The organism is Chromatiales bacterium, from assembly GCA_014323925.1.
GTDB lineage: Bacteria > Pseudomonadota > Gammaproteobacteria > Poriferisulfidales > Oxydemutatoraceae > SP5GCR1.
The window spans coordinates 186634-206418 of sequence record JACONC010000002.1; the positions used below are offsets into that span (position 1 = coordinate 186634).

Genomic DNA, 19785 nt, shown 5'->3' on the forward strand with positions numbered 1-19785 from the left:
ACTATCATAGTATGGTTTATATTAATTTGCTGCATAACACTCTGTAAGTACATATTGTATTTGGTTGAAATCTTCCATGTTTTTTATTGTTAATTCTAAATCTCCGGTACCCCAATGCCCTGTGCCACTAACATCACGGAATATGCCGTTTACGCCGTTATTGTCGACATAATCTTCAGGGTTGACTCTCAAGTAGAGTCTTATGCATTGTACCTGAGGCCTAATCTCTAAGCATATAAAATTTTTAAGTCGTTTGAATGCAAGATAATATCTAAGTTCTTTCCTTTGAACATCGTCACCAAGATTTTCAATAAAGTCTACTACTGCAAGGTATAAATCTCTCAAATCGCCATCTAACTCACTGGCTATTTCATTAAAAGTTCTATAGGCCGCAGGTGCTTCCATCTGTGGTTCCTGAGCTATCTCCGGAGAGCTAATATGAGTATTACTGGAACCTGCTACCACCTGCTCTATAAGTAGTATATTGTCGTCATATTTTTTATAGCGTATTAGTTCTATGTTTCTATTCATCTGCTTAACTGCGTGCGCATCGTATCTTGTAAAACTATTTGCTATACAAAATAAACGGGGCATAGACCATTCAATTTTATTGGCACAGTCTCTCCCAAGCTGATCCATAGTCAGCCTATAAAATGCATCTTTATGATCCATTAGCCAATCAAGATAAAAAAGACCTTGAATGATTATACTCTCGCTGTACGAGCGTTTATATTCAATAATCACCGGACAATAGTTTTCATCTATGTCCAGTGAATCTATACGACCTCTATCTTCTCCGCTTGTTGTATACTCAGTATCCAGAAAATTAATGCCTAAGATGGTTTTCATGTTGCGTTCTATCAGTTTTTGTAAATCTCTCTCAAAGGCAAAAATACCAGATGCGAGTTCCGCTGAAATATTTTCGCCGTTTAATGTGAATAATTTAATGTCACTCATATCTGGTTGCCTTTATATATTATATTTTCTGCTACTAGAAACTCTTAGCTGAAAGATAAAAAGATCTGATACTGTATGTTTTTATTCAGCTATTATACATAATATAGATTTACCAATATATCTGATTGACCCTTTGGCTTTCTCATATCTTTCTTAAGCAAAGATGAACACAAAGCTACGATTGTGTTGGGCAATAACTAGACAAAACCTGCAAAAATTCTCACACTGATATCCGTGCCATGGTCATTTGAAGTTTATTTGAAGTGGCAGGTTTAGTTATCAGCGAAAGCGGGCAGGGTGCCTCAGCAAATCCATAATAGCGTATAATTAGACTTATTTACTTTTAATGAAAGATTCAAAGGTGGATTTACCCATGAGCGGACTCTATCGTCCTCAATTTGAAAAAGATAGTTGCGGGTTTGGCCTCATCACGCAGATGGATGGGCAGGCTAGCCATTGGCTGGTTGAGACGGCAATACAATCGCTTGGCAGGCTAACCCATCGTGGGGCTGTCTCAGCTGATGGAAAAACTGGCGACGGTTGCGGGCTGTTAATGAAAATGCCGCTAGATTATATGCGTGCGAAAGCGGATGAGGTGGATATCCGTCTAGCCGAAAACTTTGCCGTCGGTGTCGTCTTTCTATCACAAGACCAAACCACCGCACAGCAGTGGCGAGAGATATTAAATCTACAACTAGCCGAGCAAGGATTTGAGGTTGCCGGTTGGCGGGCTGTGCCGACTAATAAAGAGGCGTGCGGTGCCAAAGCACTTGAGACCTTGCCGAGAATAGAACAGGTGCTGGTCAATATAAAAGCCTCCATTAAAAATGCCGAGCAAGCTCTATTCGTTGCGCGCCGCAAAGCGGAGATAGAACTGGCTGATACCGCTTTCTATATCGCAAGCCTGTCTTCTAAAACGCTTTCCTATAAAGGGCTGATAATGCCACACAACTTACCGATTTTCTATCCAGACCTTGCTGAGCAGAGCTTAACATCGTCTTTGTGTGTTTTTCATCAACGATTTTCAACCAACACACACCCGCAATGGTATTTGGCGCAACCGTTTCGCTTTCTTGCGCATAACGGCGAGATTAACACCGTCTGCGGTAACCGTAATTGGGCAGCAGCACGAGCGCATATCTTAAAAAGTCCGCTATTGCCCGATTTATCCGAATTGATGCCGCTGGTTTCTATGGAAGGGTCGGACTCGTGCAGCTTGGACAATATGCTTGAAGTGCTGATGATGGGCGGTATGGATTTATGCAGTGCGATGCGCTTATTGATACCGCCGGCGTGGCAGAATGTTGGTTACATAGACCCTGACCTACGTGCTTACTTTGGCTATAACTCTTTGCATATGGAGCCGTGGGACGGTCCGGCAGGCATCGTCTTAACCGACGGTCGCTATGCGGCGTGTTCAATGGATAGAAATGGTTTGCGCCCGGCGCGCTATGTGATTACCAAAGATCGCTATATCACGCTGGCATCGGAAATCGGCATATACGACTATAGTGATGACGATGTTGCAACTAAAGGGCGACTAAAACCCGGGGAAATGATTGCCGTGGATACCGAAACCGGCACTTTGATGCTACCTGAGATGATCAACGAGCAGCTAAAATCTAAATACCCGTATCGCCAGTGGCTAAAAGAGCATACCCACTATGTGCCTAGTTGTTTGGAGGAAATACCCGGCGTCTACGAGCCACTGGCAGACAAGGATTTGCTGAGCTACCAAAAGATGTTCGACTTATCCTACGAGGAAAAAGAACAAGTCATCAAAGTGCTAGCCAATGCAGGACAGGAAGCGGTCGGGTCAATGGGAGACGACACCCCACTGCCAGTGCTCTCTGCGCAAGTGCGCTCGCTGTACGACAACTTCCGCCAACAATTCGCTCAGGTTACAAACCCACCTATAGATCCCTTGCGCGAGCGCATCGTGATGGGACTGGAGACCGCACTGGGTTGCGAGATGAATCCTTTTGCTGAACTGCCTGAAGTCGATCGCCTGCTGTTGCGCTCGCCGATTGTATCCGAATATAAGTTTCGCACTATACTGCAACTTGAAAAATTCCCGCATAAGATTTTTGATCTGAACTACGCTGATGATAATAATCTACGCGCGGCGATAGAACAGCTGTGCGATGAAGTGGTTGCAGCAGCGCGTGATAAAGACTTTTTATTAGTCGTATTATCCGATAGAAAAATTGCCCGCCATCGTCTCAACATACACGCACTGCTAGCTTGCGGTGCAGTGCATCATCGTCTCATTAAAGAAGGTTTGCGCTGTCAGTGTAATATATTGATAGAAACCGCAACCGCGCGCGATCCGCATCATTTTGCCACCTTAATCGGCTATGGAGCAAGTGCCATCTTTCCTTATCTGAGTTATCAGAACCTAGCTGCAATGTATCGCAAACAAGAGATTGACAACGCCAAGCCATTGGTGGAAGTTTGTTCGGCGTACCGACAAGGCATCAACAAAGGGCTGTTGAAGATAATCTCTAAAATGGGTATATCCACCATCACCAGTTATAGAGGCGCACAGTTATTTGAAATAGTCGGTTTACATAACGAGGTTGTCAATCTATGTTTCAAAGGCACGGTTAGCAGATTGCAAGGCCTGCGATTTGCCGATCTAGAAGCCGATCAGCGAACACTAGCAAAACGCGCTTGGAACCACTCTGAACTGCTACAGCAAGGTGGTCTATTGAAATATATACACGATGGCGAATACCATGCCTATAACCCGGATGTCGTGCAGAGCTTGCATAAAGCCGTGCAAGAAGGCGACTACGATGCCTATAAGGTTTATGCCGATCATGTCAACCACCGACGGCCGACGGTATTCAGGGATTTATTAAAACTAAAATCTAAAACTGCTATACCCTTAACAGAGATTGAAGACGAACAGCAGATTGTTAGACGCTTTGACTCTGCAGGAATGTCCTTAGGTGCATTGTCGCCTGAGGCGCACGAAACTTTGGCGGAAGCTATGAATAGCTTGGGTGGTCGTTCTAACTCCGGCGAAGGCGGTGAAGATCCGGCTCGCTTCGGCACTAACAAATCATCAAAAATCAAGCAGGTTGCATCAGGGCGCTTTGGTGTAACACCACATTACCTTAGCGATGCGGAAGTTTTACAAATCAAAATCGCACAGGGTGCAAAACCCGGTGAAGGAGGGCAGTTGCCGGGCTCTAAAGTGAATAAAATGATTGCCAAGTTACGACATTCAAGCAAAGGCATTGCATTGATTTCGCCGCCACCGCACCACGACATCTATTCCATAGAGGACCTTGCCCAGCTGATCTTCGACCTGAAACAAGTAAACCCAAGAGCTTTGGTGTCGGTTAAACTGGTTGCCGAAGCGGGTGTCGGCACTATTGCGGTCGGCGTTGCTAAAGCCTATGCTGATTTGATTACCATATCAGGCTACGACGGTGGCACTGGGGCAAGCCCACTGACCAGCATCAAATATGCCGGTGCACCGTGGGAACTGGGCTTGCCTGAAACACATCTGGCTTTGCGGGCGAATAATCTGCGCGATAAAGTGCGCCTGCAAACCGACGGCGGATTAAAAACCGGCTTGGATGTAGTCAAGGCGGCGATACTCGGCGCTGAGAGTTTCGGCTTCGGCACTGCTCCGATGATAGCACTCGGCTGTAAATACTTAAGAATCTGTCATCTCAATAACTGCGCAACTGGCGTTGCCACGCAACATAAAGTGTTGCGGTTAAGACATTTCATCGGCAAGATGGAAATGGTGCGCAATTACTTTCTATTCGTTGCCAGAGAAACCCGAGAATGGATGGCGCATTTGGGTGTCAGTAAATTTGAAGAGCTCATTGGGCAACTTGATTTACTGGAGATTATACCGGACATCAAAGGTCGGCAAAAAGGTTTAGACCTAAGCGCGATACTTGACAACAACAATATTGACGAGCGACAAGCTCAGTTCTGTATTCATCCTAAAAATAAACCTTTTGATAAAGGCAAACTAGCCGAACGCATGGTCGCCGATATGCAAAAGGCTATCGCGGATAAACAAGGTGGTGAGTTCCACTATCCGATATACAATGTTGACCGCTCTATAGGTGCGCGGGTATCCGGTGAAATCGTCCGCTTGCACGGTAATTACGACATGGCTGATAAACCGCTACAGGTCTATTTCAAAGGCACTGCTGGCCAAAGCTTCGGGGCTTGGAATGCCGGCGGATTGCACCTCAACCTTGAAGGCGATGCAAATGACTATGTGGGCAAGGGTATGGCTGCAGGTGAGATAGTCGTCTATCCGCCGCCACCTATTGCAGCGCAAGCACATAACCTACCGATTATCGGCAATACCTGTCTTTACGGTGCTACTGGTGGAAAGTTCTTTGCCGCCGGCGGTGCTGGGGAACGTTTTGCGGTTAGAAACTCTGGAGTGATCGCCGTTGTTGAAGGGGTAGGAGATCATGGCTGTGAATATATGACTGGAGGATTCGTCGTCGTATTGGGTAAAACCGGACTGAACTTCGCTGCCGGAATGACTGGCGGTCTGGCAATGGTGTTTGACCAGCACGCGGCATTTAGCGATCAATACAACCACGAGATGGTTGACATCTATAGAATAAACACTGAAGACATGGAACCGCAACGCGAATACTTATACTCGCTTTTATGCGAGCATTGTCAAAAAACAGGCAGCCTGTATGGACAATCTATAGTTGACGATTTTTACGCTTATTTACCTAAATTTTGGATGGTCAAACCGAAAGCCGCAGAACTTGATATGCTAATGGCGAGTCTGTCGCGAGCAGCCTAAAAGGGATTGTCTGCGCACTCGGCAAAACGATGGCGAATTCAACTTTCACCCCTAATTTTATAGAGGATCTGCTGGCTCGAACCAACATCGTCTCATTAATCAACCGTTATATACCGACGCCGCTGAAAAAATCAGGCCGGTCATATATGGCTTGTTGCCCTTTTCATAATGAGAAAACTCCTTCCTTTTCGGTTTCCTTAGAAAAAGGGCTTTATTACTGTTTCGGTTGTCATGCATCGGGGAACGCAATTAAGTTTTTAACCGAACACCAACGCATGACTTTCCCTGAGGCGGTCGAAGAACTGGCACATCAGGCTGGTATTGAAGTGCCTCGGCAAGACACTCGCGTGTCAACCAAGGAGCAAAAAATGTTTGAACAGATGCGCGCAGTCATGGATAAGGTGTGCGAATTCTATCGAGCTCAGCTAAAGCAAGATAGCGTAGCAGCAGCCTACCTAAAACAACGCGGCATCGCATCAGAAACAGCGACCGATTTTGCTATCGGCTATGCGCCTGCCACTCCTCACTTAAGGCAATGTTTGACATCGGCATACAACGAGAAGCTATTGCACAATGTTGGTCTAATCGCAAAAGGTAGTAGCGGTTATTATGAAAAATTTAGAGATCGCTTGATGTTCCCAATACGCGATCGACGCGGCAATACTATCGCATTCGGTGGTCGTTTATTAGAGAGAAAAAAAACAACATCAAACAGTGCACAAAGCAAGTCTCCTAAATATATGAATTCTCCAGAAACCCCGCTATTCAAAAAGAGAAATACACTATACGGTGTCCACGAGTTGAAAAAAGTCCGCGACCTGAGTTCTTTGCTATTCGTTGAAGGTTATATGGACGCAGTATCCTTGGCTCAGCACGGTGTACGCAATGTGGTCGCAACTCTAGGTACTGCGACTTCTCAAACCCATATCCGCATAGCTCTGCGCTTTAGCCATAATCTGATATTCTGCTTTGACGGCGACAACGCTGGCAGACGGGCGGCGGTTGCCGCCGTAGAGCAAGCACTCCCTGCTTTCACTGATGGTTGCAATATCAGTTTTATGTTTCTACCACCTGGCGAAGACCCTGATAGCTATATAAGACAGCACGACTATCAAGAATTTAATAAACTCGCTCAACAAGCGATGCCGCTGGCAGACTTTTTATTTGAACACCACGCGCAAGGGCTGGATTTGAGCAACCCCGCGCACGCAACTCGCTATGCCAAAACAGTCAGACCACTGATAATGAAATTACCCAAAGGCGTATTCCAAGAATTGATGTTCAATCGGCTAGCACAGCAAATCAATTTAGATGTAGATAAATTAAGAACCGACTATGCAGCTCCAAAGTCTCGTCCTAGACCCACAACACGCGTTAGGAGCGGTAAGGAGATTCTCTATTCGACAATCACTGTGGCATTACGACTACTGTTGGAGAAGCCATCGTTAGTAAAGCATGCGCCGGCTACCGATAAAATACGCACCTTGCAAAAATCAGGTGCCGAATTATTGGCTGATGTGGTAGATTGCATAAAGCATAAAAAACTGTCTAGCACTGCCGGAATTATTGAGTATTTTCGCGAAAGCCCGCATCAAGAGAGTTTAAGCCGCTTGCTCTTAACACACGACGCCTCAACTGCCGATACCGAGATAGAGTTTAGCGATGCAATGCGACAACTAGAAATAGAAGTAACCGAACAAAAAATTGAACAGCTGCAACAGCAATTATTAACTGACGATAACGGACAAGTAGAAATTAACGAGTTACTCAAACATCTGCATCAATTAAAGAACAGATAGCACGCCTACACTGACCCCTGCATAACAAACCAGACGCAATAGTGCGCACTGAGGGTTACTTCTTATTAGTGCCTCGCTTATGTGCTCTTGGGTGCGCTTGGTCGTAGACTTTTGCCAGATGTTGAAAATCCAAGTGCGTATATATTTGTGTCGTGCTGATATCGGCGTGCCCTAGTAACTCTTGCACCGCTCGTAAATCACCTGAGGACTCAAGTATGTGCGTTGCAAAAGAGTGGCGCAATTTATGAGGATGCACATGTTGGAGCATACCTTGAGAGCGGGCAAATTGCTCAAGACGCAACTGCACGCTTCGGGCACCAAGGCGGTTGCCATTGCGGCTCAAGAACAGGGCCTTTCCGTCGCTACCACGCATCGTTCCGCGTATTTTCAACCATCGTTCTATTGCTTCAATTGCCCGACCACCGACCGGCACCTCTCGCTCTTTATTTCCTTTACCAATTACGCGTATCATCCCACTGCGCATATCTATGCTATCTAGATTCACTGATACCAATTCCGACAAACGTAAACCCGAAGAATAAATTAACTCTATCATTGCTATATCCCTGATGAGTAGTGGCGAGACATCGGCAGGCGTTTTATTCAACAGCTGTGCAACCTGGTCAACGCCGAGCGTGTTCGGTAATTTCTTTTCATCGCGAGGTGGCTTAACATTGGTAAACGGATAATTACACACATAAGCCTGTTCTTTACAATACTTAAAAAAACTTCGTAAAGACGACAGGGTGCGGGCTAAAGTTTTGCCTTTGATACCAGAAGTGTGCTGCGACGAGATATAATTCAATACCTCAGCTTCCTCCAGCTTGCTCCAATTCCCTCCATTTTGCGATATGTATGCTAAAAAGCGCAGTATATCGCGGCGGTAATTGCTAACCGTATGATTTGAATAATTGCGCTCTGCTTTTAGTGCTGAGAGGAACTCTTCGCAGGCTTGGGTAGAATCCATAAATCCTTTTGATATTGCGCACAAGCCGCAATAGATACTGCAATCAACTCACCGAACTGCACCAATAGCATCACTCCCTTGCCAGGAACAAAAGCATCGGCGCGAGGGCTTCCCAGTAATAAAAGACCTATCTTTTGAGTATTAAACGATAGCGGCATCACCACCGCTGAGCGGATCCGCTTTGAAAAATTACCGAATAACGCTTTTTTAATCATCTCGCTGAAAGGACCACAGTCCGGGTTGCCGCTATCAAATAGAGATGCAATTAGCGTTTTCAACAATCGGTCTTCGGCATTCACCGGCGATGCTGTCTGCGATAATTCGGCATACGGTGGGAATAGCCGAATGATAATTTGATTAGCCGGAAACTGCGCTCTTAAGGTGTTTACCGCTTCACAGACCGCCGCTTCCACCTCTCGCTTGAAGAACAATCTTAACGACAAACGATGTAAACAGATACTGAGCTTTTCGTTTTTATCAACGATATTAATCAGTGTCGCAAGCTGCTGTTCAGTGTTTACAGTGTCCTTTTTCAACGCATCGAATTCGCTACGTATAACTTCCAGTTGCTTTTGCCATAAAGATATTACATTGCCGTTTTTGTGTGGTAGCGATAGTTCTAGCAATAACTCAGAGTGATCGTTGAAAAAGGATGGGTTTTGGGTTAAAAAGTCAATGGTCTGCTGCGCTGTCGTGCCTTTAACCTCTTTGTCTGCTACCATAATCTATACCTCTATTCTGTCTTCGTATACTAGTTCAGCCGGCCCCACCAATTCTACTTTGTCTTTGTCAAATCGTACCTCAAGCGATCCGCCGACCAGATGTACCAGTATGGTATGCGGCGTGTCGGCGAACCAACCGTGGAGGCGGGCAACCACTGCAATCGCACAAGCACCACTACCGCAAGCCTTTGTTTCACCGACCCCGCGCTCGTATACTCGCGCTTGCAACCCAGAGCCACAGACCCTAGCAAAAGATACATTGACACTCTCAGGGAAACAGCGATGCGCCTGTAATGCTGCACCTATTTCAGCAACCTCTGTCGCTGCAACATCGTTAACCCGGATGACCGCATGCGGATTACCGAACGATAAAGCACTAAAGCGAAGCTCGTAGCCGGCAATATTCATGGTATATAATTTTTTTTTGGTCTGCTCTCCAACTACCACCAAACCGCTAGGATCAAATGGGATACATTCGGGCTCAAACTCCGCACTCCCCATATCCACTGCGATATGGTTGTCGTTTTGTCTGGTAATTTTCATAATACGCGTAGCACTACGCACGCGTATAGTTTCCTTATCGGTCAATCCTTTGCTGTGAACAAAGTGTGCTACACAACGGGCGCCATTGCCACACTGTCCGACCTCGCTGCCATCGGCATTAAAAATGCGATAATCAAAGTCAACATCCGCCACCGAAGGATGATCTACGATTAACAGTTGGTCAAAACCTATACCAGTATGTCTATCCGACCATTGCTGAATGAGTTGCTTATCCAAATTAAGGCGCGTGGTATGTTCTGTGCCGTTTATCAGCATGAAATCATTACCACTACCGTGCATTTTTGCAAATCCTATATTCATAGGACAGCAATTATATACAATGTTTACCGTTAAACCAAACCACAGGTGCCCACTTGTGTTCAAAGTAAAAATGTGGGGCTTTTGAAAAAGTCTCCAACATAAGTAACAGTAAACGGCTAATAAAAAAAGAGGTCTTTTATGCAGTCATCCGCTGCAACCTAATCTAGGTAACTCAGTAAATTTTAGCTGAGTAAATTGCTACGACGAATTGCCAAGGTTGTGAATTTCATCTTTGTAGAAAACTAACTGAAACGAGAGCAAGAGACAAATTAAAAGCTATTTTTCAACAGCCCCATGTGTCTTTTTAGTGTAAAATGTGGCATAAATGCCATTCATTATGGAAACACTAGATCAATTTAAAAATATACTGTAAAAACGAATGGAGGGGTGCTCGCTTACTGGAACAGCTGTAGCAATGGGTCTTCCCAGAGACGCTATACGAAGCGTACTAATGGGGCATGATTCTAAACTCTCTAGAGTGATAGAAATATCAAAAGCCCTTGGGTTAGAATTTTATCTTAAGCAAGAATCCTCTGACGATAAGAATACACAAGAAATGCTGGAGGAAATTCTATCGCTTCTTCGTAATAAAAATAAAATATCAGAAGCGATAGCCCCATACGATATTCAAGAATTAGACCCTGAGACCATACTAGAACACGATGGAGCACATAGCACCAAAAATCACTTGCCGATTATTGAAGTAGATGCAGCGGCTGGTGCTGGCGCATTCAACGAACAAGAAAATATAATAAGCTATATTGCATTTCGACCTGACTGGTTGAATAAACACGGGTTAAAACCTAATTCGTGCGCAATTATTCGTGTTAGAGGCGACTCTATGGAACCCACGTTTTTTAACAAAAGCGTCGTGTTGGTAGACCGCAACCGCCGTCGGCGACACGCCGGTCATGTCTACGTTATCCGAACAGAAGATGGCTTAGTGGTGAAACGCTTAGGTAAAGATAGCGAAGGCAACTGGCTGTTGGTGAGCGACAACTCAGAATGGAAGGATGCCCCGCTTCCGCCCAACGCAGAGATTATCGGCGAAGTCCGATGGACAGCCAAAACCCTAAAATAATTTATATAAAGTCTTACTAAAAAATAGATGGAACGCGGCACTAGTATCAAATTAGAATGTCCACATTGCATGAGCAAATGCCAATTCCAGGCGTGGGCGTACATCATTTTAAATAGCTTTATGAAAACAGTGAATGAGCGTTATGCTTTGCTTCCAGTCTCAAAAGACGGGATGCTTAATATTGGCAATGAGACGGTCGAAATAGGCAAATACTTACCTAATGGAGAATTAATTCATGAGGCATATATATGCACACATTGTAATGGGATCATTATAGTCAGGTGGTCGAGGACTAAGTCTCGCGGAGGTTATGAATACTATCACCACTTTCCAAGAGAAAGGAGCTTTAGCCCCAAAGTAGATCTAAAAGTCATCCCAAATAAAGAAACACAAAATGATTTTCAGGAGGCTATAGATTGCTACAACAGCGGGTTTTGGAAAGCCAGCATGATAATGTCTCGCAGAACTATTGAACAACAATTACTTAAAGGAAGTGAAAACCTCAAAAGTGGCTTAGGAAAAAGAATAGACATAGCTAACATTTCTGATCAACTTAGAAAAATGTTCAATATCATAAGAAAGTATGGCAATCATGGCGCACACCCTGATAACCGTCTGTACGATGAGAATGGACAGCCAATAGATAGAAATAAACAAAAGGAAATTGCTAAAATCAGCCTGCTTTTTTTGGATCATTTCTTCAGCGATCAATATGAAATACCCAAACAATTAGGCGAGCAAGCCAAACAACTTGAAAATAAGCCGGATTAGTCTCACATTTGGTTGTACTGAAAATTAGGGAATAAAACCAAGAAAATCATATATACTAGGCAAAACCAGCGTAATTGCTGGTTCAGTATACTTTAATAATGATGGAACTAAATAAAGAGCACGTCCGCATTCGTTACAACGGGCCTGCAGTGCAGAGCCATTATATTGATGTAGCCGACCTTGGTTCCTCGCTAATAGCACTGGGCACCTTGTGCGGAATGGCAAACACGCGGGCCAATGGCGAGGGCATATCAACCAAAGCTATGGTTAGTGCTAACACTGATCAGAAGTGTTTTGAACTTGATTTGTGTCTTTATTGCTTATCTGTCTATGCCCACGTGAAAACACTTTTAGGTCCTAACGATATAGCAACAGCTAAGGAAATATTTAAATGGTTAGGAATGTTAAGAGGGTCACCCAAGGACATATGGGGTCTATTCCAGGTAGCCGCTTACATTGGGAATAGAGAGATAACCCATAAAGAGGAAACCACAAGAAACAATCAAAAGTTAATAGAGCTCAGGGTCAAAGGGAATAATAATACCATATATCTAGCGTTGCCCACGGATGAATTAATGAAAGAACCGAAAGCAATACAAAACATGCAACGCATTGCAGAGCCGGTTGCCTCAGGAGACTATGATAATCTTGAGTTTGAATCTCAAAGAGGCTCTAGTGTAAAAATCACAGCTGAGGATGCAAGGAATATTTTAGAATATAGCAATCCGCATGAAACAGAAAAAACCAAAACGATTATTACAGGGCTTATAGTTTATGGACCTGTTTACACAAAGGATGCGAAAATATGGAAGTTTTCATACGGAGATGCCCGTGTGTCTGTGGATATTAGCGAAACTGATATTGCACAGCAAACGATGAATAGAGGAGGCACACGCATAGGTGATGAATACAAAGTGGAATTAGAGATAAGACAAGAACTCACGCTAAGCGGAAGACATAGCTACCATTATAAAATCCTTAAGGTTATCGAATTCAGGGAAGGACCCAAGCAACCTACCATATAGATAATCCCTGGTATTTCAGTAGCTACCCGTCGAAACTAACCTGACTTAGTGGGCGGACATTTCGCCCCTTTCCAAACCTTATTCAAAGTCGCACAATGCGACTGACCTGATACCGCCTAATTCAATGCTATAATCCCAACCTATCATCGTCTCTCACTTTCAGAACGTTGTTGTCAACCCAAGGTAGAAATGTGGGGCTGTTGAAAAAGTAGGCTTTATCCTCTGAAGCAATACCGGGATGAAAAATGTTGATGTGAACCAAAATCTTATCCAGTTAAAATAAAAATCTAAAGTAGCCGATAACCTCTTTAGGTTTTGGGTTATCCCAATTAGGAGTGCTTGTATATGCATCTTCTCTAAACCTCTATATTGTATAGTGCCACATACCAACCGCGCATCAATGTTGCTCTCCGTGCTAAAATAAAGCACTTTAGGGTTGCTGATAATAGAGGAACACGGAGAAAAATTATGACTGATGCACAAGACTACATATTTACTGAGCGCAAAAGCGTAGAACAGGTTGAAGAGGGTACTGATCTGTCGCCGAAATTTAATGCCGATGGCTTACTACCAGTCGTCACCAGCGACTACAAAAGCGGTAAGATACTGATGCACGGATACATGAATAAAGAAGCGTTGCTAAAGACGATTAAACACGGTGAAGCGTATTATTGGAGTCGCAGTCGTGAATGTCTATGGCACAAAGGCGATGTTAGCGGGCTTATTCAAAAAGTCAAACAATTGCTGATTGATGATGACCAAGACGCACTGTGGATGCGCGTAGAGGTCGTCGGTGATGCAAGCTGTCATGTCGGTTATCGCTCGTGCTTTTATAGGGAAATACCTATAGGTGCCGATATACCCCAAAAACCGAAATTACGGTTTATCGAAAAAAACAAAGCGTTTGACCCCGACGAAGTCTATCGCGGCCAACCCAACCCGACCGTTTTATAATCGCACAGGATTGCCTCACAGTTTAGTGGCACATCGAGTTGCCGCTACATTATTCTATCTAGTTGCTCGATGACTGAGCGCGTGCTAATCAGTTCCATAGCAGCGTGCTTTTTTATGTGTTTACCCCAGCGCACATCGTCTACGGTTTTGCGATAGTATTTCTTTAGCGCTTCGGAGTAAAGATTGATACACTGGTCTAGGTAGCGATAAGGTCCACTGCGCTCGGCGTTGGTTGCCGCGTAAAGACCTATTACTGGCGTTTGTATTGCAGAGGCGATATGCACGATTGCCGAATCGGGGGCAATAACCAAATGGCTGTGTGCGACGAGTGCTGCTAGTTGTCGGAGATTGGTTTTCCCTATCAAGCTGACACACGGTGTGTGTAGATGTTTTAGTATTTGTTGTTCGTATATTTGTTCGCCACGACTATTGCCTCCCACCAACACGACATGCATATCGTATTTTTGCATAGCAATTTGTGCGACCTCTGCATAATTTTGCGGTAGCCAGTTCTTAAAATGATGGCTGGAACACGGACTAATCAAAAGAGTTCTTTTGTCTTTAGGTAGATGGCGTTGCGCAAACTGCGCATCTTCCGATGCATAATATGTGGGGATAGCATTTATATGTTCTTTCAACCCCACCTCTTTAGCAAAAGCATAATAAATGTCCAATACATGTATGCGTTCAGGCATCTCTATGTGCCGATTAATAAATAAGCGATGGAACTCACGAGAAAACAGGCGCGGATATCCTATGCGCAGCGGTGCTTTCACCAGTAGGCTCAGCAATCCCGCACGCAGCGAATATTGCATTAAAAGCAACGCGTCGAATTTTCTGTGTCGCAATAGGCGGGCTATGCGTCTATATGAATGAACCACTTGGTCTTTATCAAAGATTATGAAATCTATATCTTTGTTGTGAGCTAACAGTTGGTATTCTGTTTTTCCTATAATCCAAGTGATGTCTAGATGCGGTTGCGACAGTTTGAGTTCGTTGACGGCGACGAAGGCTTGTGCGACATCTCCTATCGCGGATAATCGCAAGATGCAAATCCTTTTGAGGGATTGTTTCAGAAGTTGCGCCATCGATTAAAAATAAGCGTAAGCTGATGTTTCAATTTGCTAAACGCTAACTTATCTCTTTCCTTGAGTTCTCTTTTACGATAGCGCATAAAACTATGGACATTTGATGTATATTTTGGCATTATACGCACTTGCATATATCCATTTGTCATTAAACCACTTTATATAATTGTTTAGAAAATTCATATGAAATATAGTATACAGTTTATCTGCCTATTTATATTGTGCTCTTCGGTGGTTGCTGGCGACGTTGAACAAGGCCGTCTCAAGGCGCAAGCTTGTTTGGGTTGTCACGGTATTCCTAGTTATACCAATGTTTATCCAAGTTACCGTGTACCTAAACTATCTGGTCAACACGCTGACTATATCGTCGCAGCATTAAAGGCTTATCAATCCGGCGAGCGTAGTCATCCAACTATGCGTGCCAACGCGTCCACCTTAAATGCAACTGATATGCAGGATATAGCGGCTTATCTCGCCGGCGATCAAAAGGTAGTATCGACAGCACCGACAGTGCAGGCTAGCGGCGAATTACAATCTAAACTTGCGATTTGCGCAGGTTGTCATAGCATGGACGGTAATAGCCAATTACCTCAAAATCCACGATTGGCGGGACAATACAGAGACTATCTATACCAGTCTTTGCTTGATTATAAAGAAGGTCGACGCAATAATGCGATAATGCTAGGAATAATTGCCACGCTTAATGAAACGGATATGAAATTGTTGTCGGAGTATTTCTCTAAGCAACAAGGCTTGTCGGCTTATCACATAGACCGCAGAGCGGTAAAAGCCGAATAGCTTATCGGCTTTGGGCTTCTTCAGGTGTTAGGGCGGCTATGCTCAATGCATGTAGCCGACCGTTTTGTATATGTTCCTGCACGGTCGTGTAAACTGCTTGATGGCGCTGTACTTGAGTCAAATTATTAAAAGTTGTACTAATCACTTCGGCGTGGTATTTGCTGTCGCCGCCGGTGACGCGTACTTGTGCATCGGCTATGCCGGTTAAGATTAGCTTTTTAATTTCTTCAGTTTCCATTGCTATTTAGTATTATATACTAGGAGATTCATTTGACCACAATGTTAGGAGTAGTGCAATGATATTCAGACAACTTTTTGAGCCGCAATCCAGTACTTATACTTATCTGCTTGCGTGTCGAGAGACCGCAACTGTGGCACTCATAGACCCAGTGATCGAAACTTTTGAACGCGATTTAGAAGTGATTAGAGAGCTAGGCTTGAATTTGAATTATGCGATAGAGACGCACATACACGCAGACCATATCACCGGTGGGTTAAAGCTTAAATCGTTGACCAACTGCAAATTGGCTGGTGCTGAAGTCGACCAGCTGCCGTGCCGCGACATTGGTGTGCAAGAAGGCACGGCATTGAAAGTCGGTAATATAGTGCTACATCCGTTGTTCACCCCCGGCCATACTGACACGCATTATGCCTATTTGATAGACAATGGTACGCATAAAATGGTGTTCAGCGGCGATGCACTTTTGATAGAAGGTTGCGGGCGTACCGATTTTCAATCGGGTGATTCGGGAACGCTGTACGACAGTATCCATGATAAGTTCTTCAGCTTATCAGACGATACTTTAGTCTATCCGGCACACGATTATGAGAATCGCCGCCTCAGTACCGTCGGCCAAGAGAAACTGCGCAACCCGCGCCTTAAAACCGGAACCACCCGCGAGCAGTTTGTCGCATTGATGGATTCTTTAGAGTTTCCGAAGCCCAAAAAAATGGATTATGCGGTGCCCGGCAATGAGATGTGTGGTCGTTGCCCCGATAACATGCCCGATGGCACTCGGTCTATATGCGATATGCACGACCAAGGCTAACAGTAGATTACCGCAGTGGATGCAATATACGATACGCATCTGGAATCGGTACCGTTGCTATGCAAAGGCAAAGTTAGAGATATTTATGATTTAGACGACCGACATCTGTTGATGATTGCCAGCGACCGGCTGTCGGCTTTTGATGTTGTGTTTCCTACACCAATACCCGATAAAGGTCGGGTATTGTCTGCGCTGAGTAAGTTCTGGTTTGCTAATAGTGCTACGATTATGCCTAATCATATAATCGCTGTTGCGGTTGACGAGAAAGTGCCTGAGTTGCGCCATCATCCACAACTGGCTATACGGAGTATGGTTGTTCAAAAAGCACAGCCGCTACCCGTAGAAGCGATCGTGCGCGGCTATATATATGGTTCTGCGTGGAACGAATACTTAAAGCACGGAAAACTATGCGGTATCACTTTGCCATCAAAATTAAAGCTCTGTGAGCGTCTGCCCGAAGCCGTCTTCACACCGACCACTAAAGCAGAAATAGGTGCGCACGATGAACTCATCACTTTTGAGCAAATGGTTGATATGTTAGGTGTGGAAATAGCCTGTGAGGTACGTGACAAGGCACTCGCACTTTATAAGTTTTGTAGCGACTATGCTTATGCACGCGGCATTATCGTCGCTGATACTAAGTTTGAATTCGCTACCGACGCTGACGGAAATCTATTATTGATAGACGAAATGTTAACGCCCGACTCTTCGCGGTTTTGGGATCTGCAAAGCTATCAACCCGGCAGCGAACCGCTTAGTTTTGATAAACAATATATCCGCAACTATTTAATACAAGTAGGTTGGGATACTGCCACACCGCCTCCCGAACTGCCCACTGATGTTATTGCTAAAACTACCGAAAAATACCAACGAATTGAAAGTCTATTGGTCTGAAGGCAATTCTATGTGTAGTTATTTTTTAGAGTGACGGTATGGGCGCAGGGGTATTTATTACTGGCACCGACACCGGCGTAGGTAAAACGATAATAGCTTGTCGCTTGATTGAGTCCTTGGAAGCCAGTGGTGTAGAAGTTGCAGTGCGCAAGCCGGTCGAAAGCGGTTGTGTTGCAGGCAAGGATGGGTTAATCGCTGCAGACGCTGATAGTTTGGCGGCAGCATCTGCATCGCCATCCAATAGTTCGTTGCAAGTTTGTTGCTATCGTTATAAAGCGGCGACTTCGCCAGCACGCGCAGCGCTGTTGGCAGGGGAGACCCTTTATATAGAGCAACTCGTTGCGTGTAGTCGTAGCGATGCGCAATTAACGATGGTTGAAGGTGCCGGCGGTTTGCTTTCTCCTATCGCTACCGACGGGCTTAATATAGATCTGATAGAAGCATTAGGATTTTCAGTGATCGTCGTATCGTCCGATCAATTGGGTAGCATCAATCATGCATTGTTGACTTTAGAAGCACTTGCTGCCCGCCGTCTAAAAGTTATTGCGGTGGTACTCAATCGTCTGAATCAACAGACTTATGGCTGCGACCTTGATAATTATCGCGAGTTAAATGCACTGGTGGAGGTGCCTATAGTGCAAGTATATAAGGATAATATAGCCTCCTCGGCATTGTCCGAGTTAACTACATTGATAACCAACACCATCCTCGTAGATTGATGCGTGGATATGAAGCGCAAATAAACCGAATAGATCATGGCGTACTAAAGCTACAATTGTGCGATGGTGGTGTTGTACTGAACTATCAGACGGTTCTATCCTTATGGAAGGATAGCGAAGTATTTAGATCTTTTTATATCAGATCGTTAGCGAGCATAGACTATATTGCCTACCGTTGGGAGACACCACCGTTGACTACAGAAACTTTATATCAACCCTTTGAATGTGTACTCGTAGATAGCCCAGAGTTAGCGATAACTGCCGACGCTAGCGCATTCTCTGATTATTTTGACAACGCGCACTCGCAGGAGAGTATCGTCACATTTTCCAATTTAGGCGGTGATGCTTGGATGGTGGTACCGTGCCCTAAGGCTACCATCAGCACCTACAGCCACCTAGCGGTATTTACCAGACACGCTCCCGATTATCAGCAGCACGCTCTATGGCAGCAGGTAGCTAAGTTGGTCGGGCTCCATATCAGCAGTGCGCCGCTTTGGCTCAATACTGCCGGTGGTGGCGTAGCGTGGCTCCATGTCAGATTGGACAGCAGACCTAAATACTATTGTTATAGCCCTTATAAGACAATGCATCCTTTACGCTAGGAGCAAATCCATAGATTAAATAGATTAAATAACCTTGGCGAGTAGTTCAGTTTGAAAGTTTAACAGTATATGTTTTGATTACTCTCCCCAAATTTCCAGTGTGTTAGGGTGTGAGTAGTTTCTCAGCACATTTGTTTACTGTTACTGTCCGTAGCGCACTGCTTGTTCGCAATTCTCAGTGATTGGTTTGCCTTCTATATATTGGGTGTAACAGATACCTGAGCGTGTTGTGCGCTCAGGTTTGTATGTGTTTTTTAATGGATGGCAGGCGGCGGTTAGGGCTATGATGAGTAGTATAGAGACGGCTTTTATTTTCATCACGGTTTGAAGCAATAGCGGTGTTGAAGGTTAAAAATCCGATTATAGCATGGGGAATAATAATTGATATTATCGCTGCGGGATGTGTCCGAAGTACAGTTCGTTCTATATTTCATAGCGTTGCGTTCATCCGTTTAGGCGGTATTTATTGGTGACAGAGTGAGTGCTTGAGTCGTTGGTAGCGCAAACCTTGTCGTTATTACTATGACATTTCATAGTAGGAGGCGATAGGGAGATTGTTGGGTGTGGCGGTGCGAGCTTATGGTTGCATCGTATAAAAAAATTGGAGATACAGACGGATGCTGTTATTATATGTGAGGTTATTAGCTTTTAGGTTGGTCGACTGAGTCGCATATTGATTTGTAGACTTTTC

Annotated in this window: 18 protein-coding genes; 11 read left to right on the plus strand and 7 right to left on the minus strand. The window is 44.5% G+C overall.

The window, feature by feature from the left end; genetic code table 11:
- Window positions 1–21: 21 nt before the first annotated feature.
- Complete coding sequence (locus GDA45_01790) at window positions 22–957, minus strand: DUF91 domain-containing protein (GenBank protein ID MBC6413655.1); 936 nt, start codon at window positions 955–957, stop codon at window positions 22–24.
- Window positions 958–1303: 346 nt separating this feature from the next.
- On the opposite strand from GDA45_01790, the gene gltB reads away from it, so the two are divergent.
- Together gltB and GDA45_01800 are read left to right on the plus strand one after the other, a co-directional pair.
- Window positions 1304–5761: a glutamate synthase large subunit gene (gene gltB / locus GDA45_01795; GenBank protein MBC6413656.1), complete on the plus strand. Its 4458-nt coding sequence runs from the start codon at window positions 1304–1306 to the stop codon at window positions 5759–5761.
- A gap of 29 nt (window positions 5762–5790) precedes the next feature.
- Window positions 5791–7560 (plus strand): DNA primase, encoded by a 1770-nt coding sequence (locus tag GDA45_01800; GenBank protein ID MBC6413657.1) that lies wholly within the window; start codon window positions 5791–5793, stop codon window positions 7558–7560.
- Between the two features lie 55 nt (window positions 7561–7615).
- On the opposite strand, the gene xerC is transcribed toward GDA45_01800, so the two are convergent.
- Genes xerC through dapF form a run of 3 tightly spaced genes read right to left on the minus strand, consistent with a single transcriptional unit; the run spans window position 7616 to window position 10113 of the window.
- Window positions 7616–8527, minus strand: coding sequence for a tyrosine recombinase XerC (gene xerC, locus GDA45_01805; GenBank protein ID MBC6413658.1), 912 nt, complete (start codon window positions 8525–8527; stop codon window positions 7616–7618).
- Window positions 8485–9249 (minus strand): DUF484 family protein, encoded by a 765-nt coding sequence (locus GDA45_01810; protein ID MBC6413659.1) that lies wholly within the window; start codon window positions 9247–9249, stop codon window positions 8485–8487. Before GDA45_01810 ends, xerC begins: the two co-directional genes overlap by 43 nt.
- Window positions 9250–9252: 3 nt before the next feature.
- Entirely contained in the window at window positions 9253–10113 is an 861-nt protein-coding gene (gene dapF / locus GDA45_01815; GenBank protein ID MBC6413660.1) for a diaminopimelate epimerase, read from the minus strand.
- Window positions 10114–10564: 451 nt separating this feature from the next.
- Between dapF and GDA45_01820 the strand changes: the two genes are divergently transcribed.
- The 4 genes from GDA45_01820 to hisI all read left to right on the plus strand — a co-directional run bounded on the left by GDA45_01820 (window position 10565) and on the right by hisI (window position 13944).
- The gene (locus tag GDA45_01820; protein MBC6413661.1) at window positions 10565–11194 is read left to right on the plus strand and encodes a S24 family peptidase; all 630 of its coding nucleotides are present in this window, start codon (window positions 10565–10567) and stop codon (window positions 11192–11194) included.
- Between the two features lie 120 nt (window positions 11195–11314).
- The gene (locus tag GDA45_01825; protein MBC6413662.1) at window positions 11315–11965 is read left to right on the plus strand and encodes a DUF4145 domain-containing protein; all 651 of its coding nucleotides are present in this window, start codon (window positions 11315–11317) and stop codon (window positions 11963–11965) included.
- 98 nt (window positions 11966–12063) lie between these two features.
- Complete coding sequence (locus GDA45_01830; protein MBC6413663.1) at window positions 12064–12990, plus strand: hypothetical protein; 927 nt, start codon at window positions 12064–12066, stop codon at window positions 12988–12990.
- A 468-nt stretch (window positions 12991–13458) separates the two neighbouring features.
- Entirely contained in the window at window positions 13459–13944 is a 486-nt protein-coding gene (gene hisI, locus GDA45_01835; protein MBC6413664.1) for a phosphoribosyl-AMP cyclohydrolase, read from the plus strand.
- A 44-nt stretch (window positions 13945–13988) separates the two neighbouring features.
- Here the strand turns inward: hisI and GDA45_01840 are convergent, their stop codons facing one another.
- Window positions 13989–14990, minus strand: a complete 1002-nt coding sequence (locus GDA45_01840) for a glycosyltransferase family 9 protein (protein ID MBC6413665.1) — start codon at window positions 14988–14990, stop codon at window positions 13989–13991.
- A gap of 273 nt (window positions 14991–15263) precedes the next feature.
- Here GDA45_01840 and GDA45_01845 point away from each other — a divergent pair, with 273 nt between their 5' ends.
- Window positions 15264–15830 (plus strand): cytochrome c4, encoded by a 567-nt coding sequence (locus tag GDA45_01845; GenBank protein ID MBC6413666.1) that lies wholly within the window; start codon window positions 15264–15266, stop codon window positions 15828–15830.
- A gap of 1 nt (window position 15831) precedes the next feature.
- On the opposite strand, the gene GDA45_01850 is transcribed toward GDA45_01845, so the two are convergent.
- Complete coding sequence (locus GDA45_01850; GenBank protein ID MBC6413667.1) at window positions 15832–16068, minus strand: BolA/IbaG family iron-sulfur metabolism protein; 237 nt, start codon at window positions 16066–16068, stop codon at window positions 15832–15834.
- A gap of 58 nt (window positions 16069–16126) precedes the next feature.
- Here GDA45_01850 and GDA45_01855 point away from each other — a divergent pair, with 58 nt between their 5' ends.
- Genes GDA45_01855 through GDA45_01870 form a run of 4 tightly spaced genes read left to right on the plus strand, consistent with a single transcriptional unit; the run spans window position 16127 to window position 19094 of the window.
- Window positions 16127–16879: an MBL fold metallo-hydrolase gene (locus GDA45_01855; protein MBC6413668.1), complete on the plus strand. Its 753-nt coding sequence runs from the start codon at window positions 16127–16129 to the stop codon at window positions 16877–16879.
- A gap of 15 nt (window positions 16880–16894) precedes the next feature.
- Entirely contained in the window at window positions 16895–17773 is an 879-nt protein-coding gene (locus GDA45_01860; protein ID MBC6413669.1) for a phosphoribosylaminoimidazolesuccinocarboxamide synthase, read from the plus strand.
- 38 nt (window positions 17774–17811) lie between these two features.
- A complete protein-coding gene (bioD, locus tag GDA45_01865; protein ID MBC6413670.1) occupies window positions 17812–18492 on the plus strand; it encodes a dethiobiotin synthase in 681 nt (226 codons plus the stop codon).
- The gene (locus tag GDA45_01870; GenBank protein ID MBC6413671.1) at window positions 18492–19094 is read left to right on the plus strand and encodes a hypothetical protein; all 603 of its coding nucleotides are present in this window, start codon (window positions 18492–18494) and stop codon (window positions 19092–19094) included. The genes bioD and GDA45_01870 overlap by 1 nt, the downstream gene beginning before the upstream one ends.
- A 141-nt stretch (window positions 19095–19235) precedes the next feature.
- Here the strand turns inward: GDA45_01870 and GDA45_01875 are convergent, their stop codons facing one another.
- The gene (locus GDA45_01875; protein MBC6413672.1) at window positions 19236–19415 is read right to left on the minus strand and encodes a hypothetical protein; all 180 of its coding nucleotides are present in this window, start codon (window positions 19413–19415) and stop codon (window positions 19236–19238) included.
- Between the last annotated feature and the right edge of the window lie 370 nt (window positions 19416–19785).

Bases quoted from the DNA above. Each gene is read 5' to 3' on its own strand.
- GDA45_01800 (MBC6413657.1), top strand. From the start codon at position 5,791: ATGGCGAATTCAACTTTCACCCCTAATTTTATAGAGGATCTGCTGGCT.
- GDA45_01870 (MBC6413671.1), top strand. From the start codon at position 18,492: ATGCGTGGATATGAAGCGCAAATAAACCGAATAGATCATGGCGTACTA.
- gltB (MBC6413656.1), top strand. From the start codon at position 1,304: ATGAAAGATTCAAAGGTGGATTTACCCATGAGCGGACTCTATCGTCCT.
- GDA45_01830 (MBC6413663.1), top strand. From the start codon at position 12,064: ATGATGGAACTAAATAAAGAGCACGTCCGCATTCGTTACAACGGGCCT.
- xerC (MBC6413658.1), bottom strand. From the start codon at position 8,527: ATGGATTCTACCCAAGCCTGCGAAGAGTTCCTCTCAGCACTAAAAGCA.
- GDA45_01790 (MBC6413655.1), bottom strand. From the start codon at position 957: ATGAGTGACATTAAATTATTCACATTAAACGGCGAAAATATTTCAGCG.
- GDA45_01810 (MBC6413659.1), bottom strand. From the start codon at position 9,249: ATGGTAGCAGACAAAGAGGTTAAAGGCACGACAGCGCAGCAGACCATT.
- GDA45_01820 (MBC6413661.1), top strand. From the start codon at position 10,565: ATGGGGCATGATTCTAAACTCTCTAGAGTGATAGAAATATCAAAAGCC.
- hisI (MBC6413664.1), top strand. From the start codon at position 13,459: ATGACTGATGCACAAGACTACATATTTACTGAGCGCAAAAGCGTAGAA.
- dapF (MBC6413660.1), bottom strand. From the start codon at position 10,113: ATGAATATAGGATTTGCAAAAATGCACGGTAGTGGTAATGATTTCATG.
- GDA45_01850 (MBC6413667.1), bottom strand. From the start codon at position 16,068: ATGGAAACTGAAGAAATTAAAAAGCTAATCTTAACCGGCATAGCCGAT.
- GDA45_01855 (MBC6413668.1), top strand. From the start codon at position 16,127: ATGATATTCAGACAACTTTTTGAGCCGCAATCCAGTACTTATACTTAT.
- bioD (MBC6413670.1), top strand. From the start codon at position 17,812: ATGGGCGCAGGGGTATTTATTACTGGCACCGACACCGGCGTAGGTAAA.
- GDA45_01825 (MBC6413662.1), top strand. From the start codon at position 11,315: ATGAAAACAGTGAATGAGCGTTATGCTTTGCTTCCAGTCTCAAAAGAC.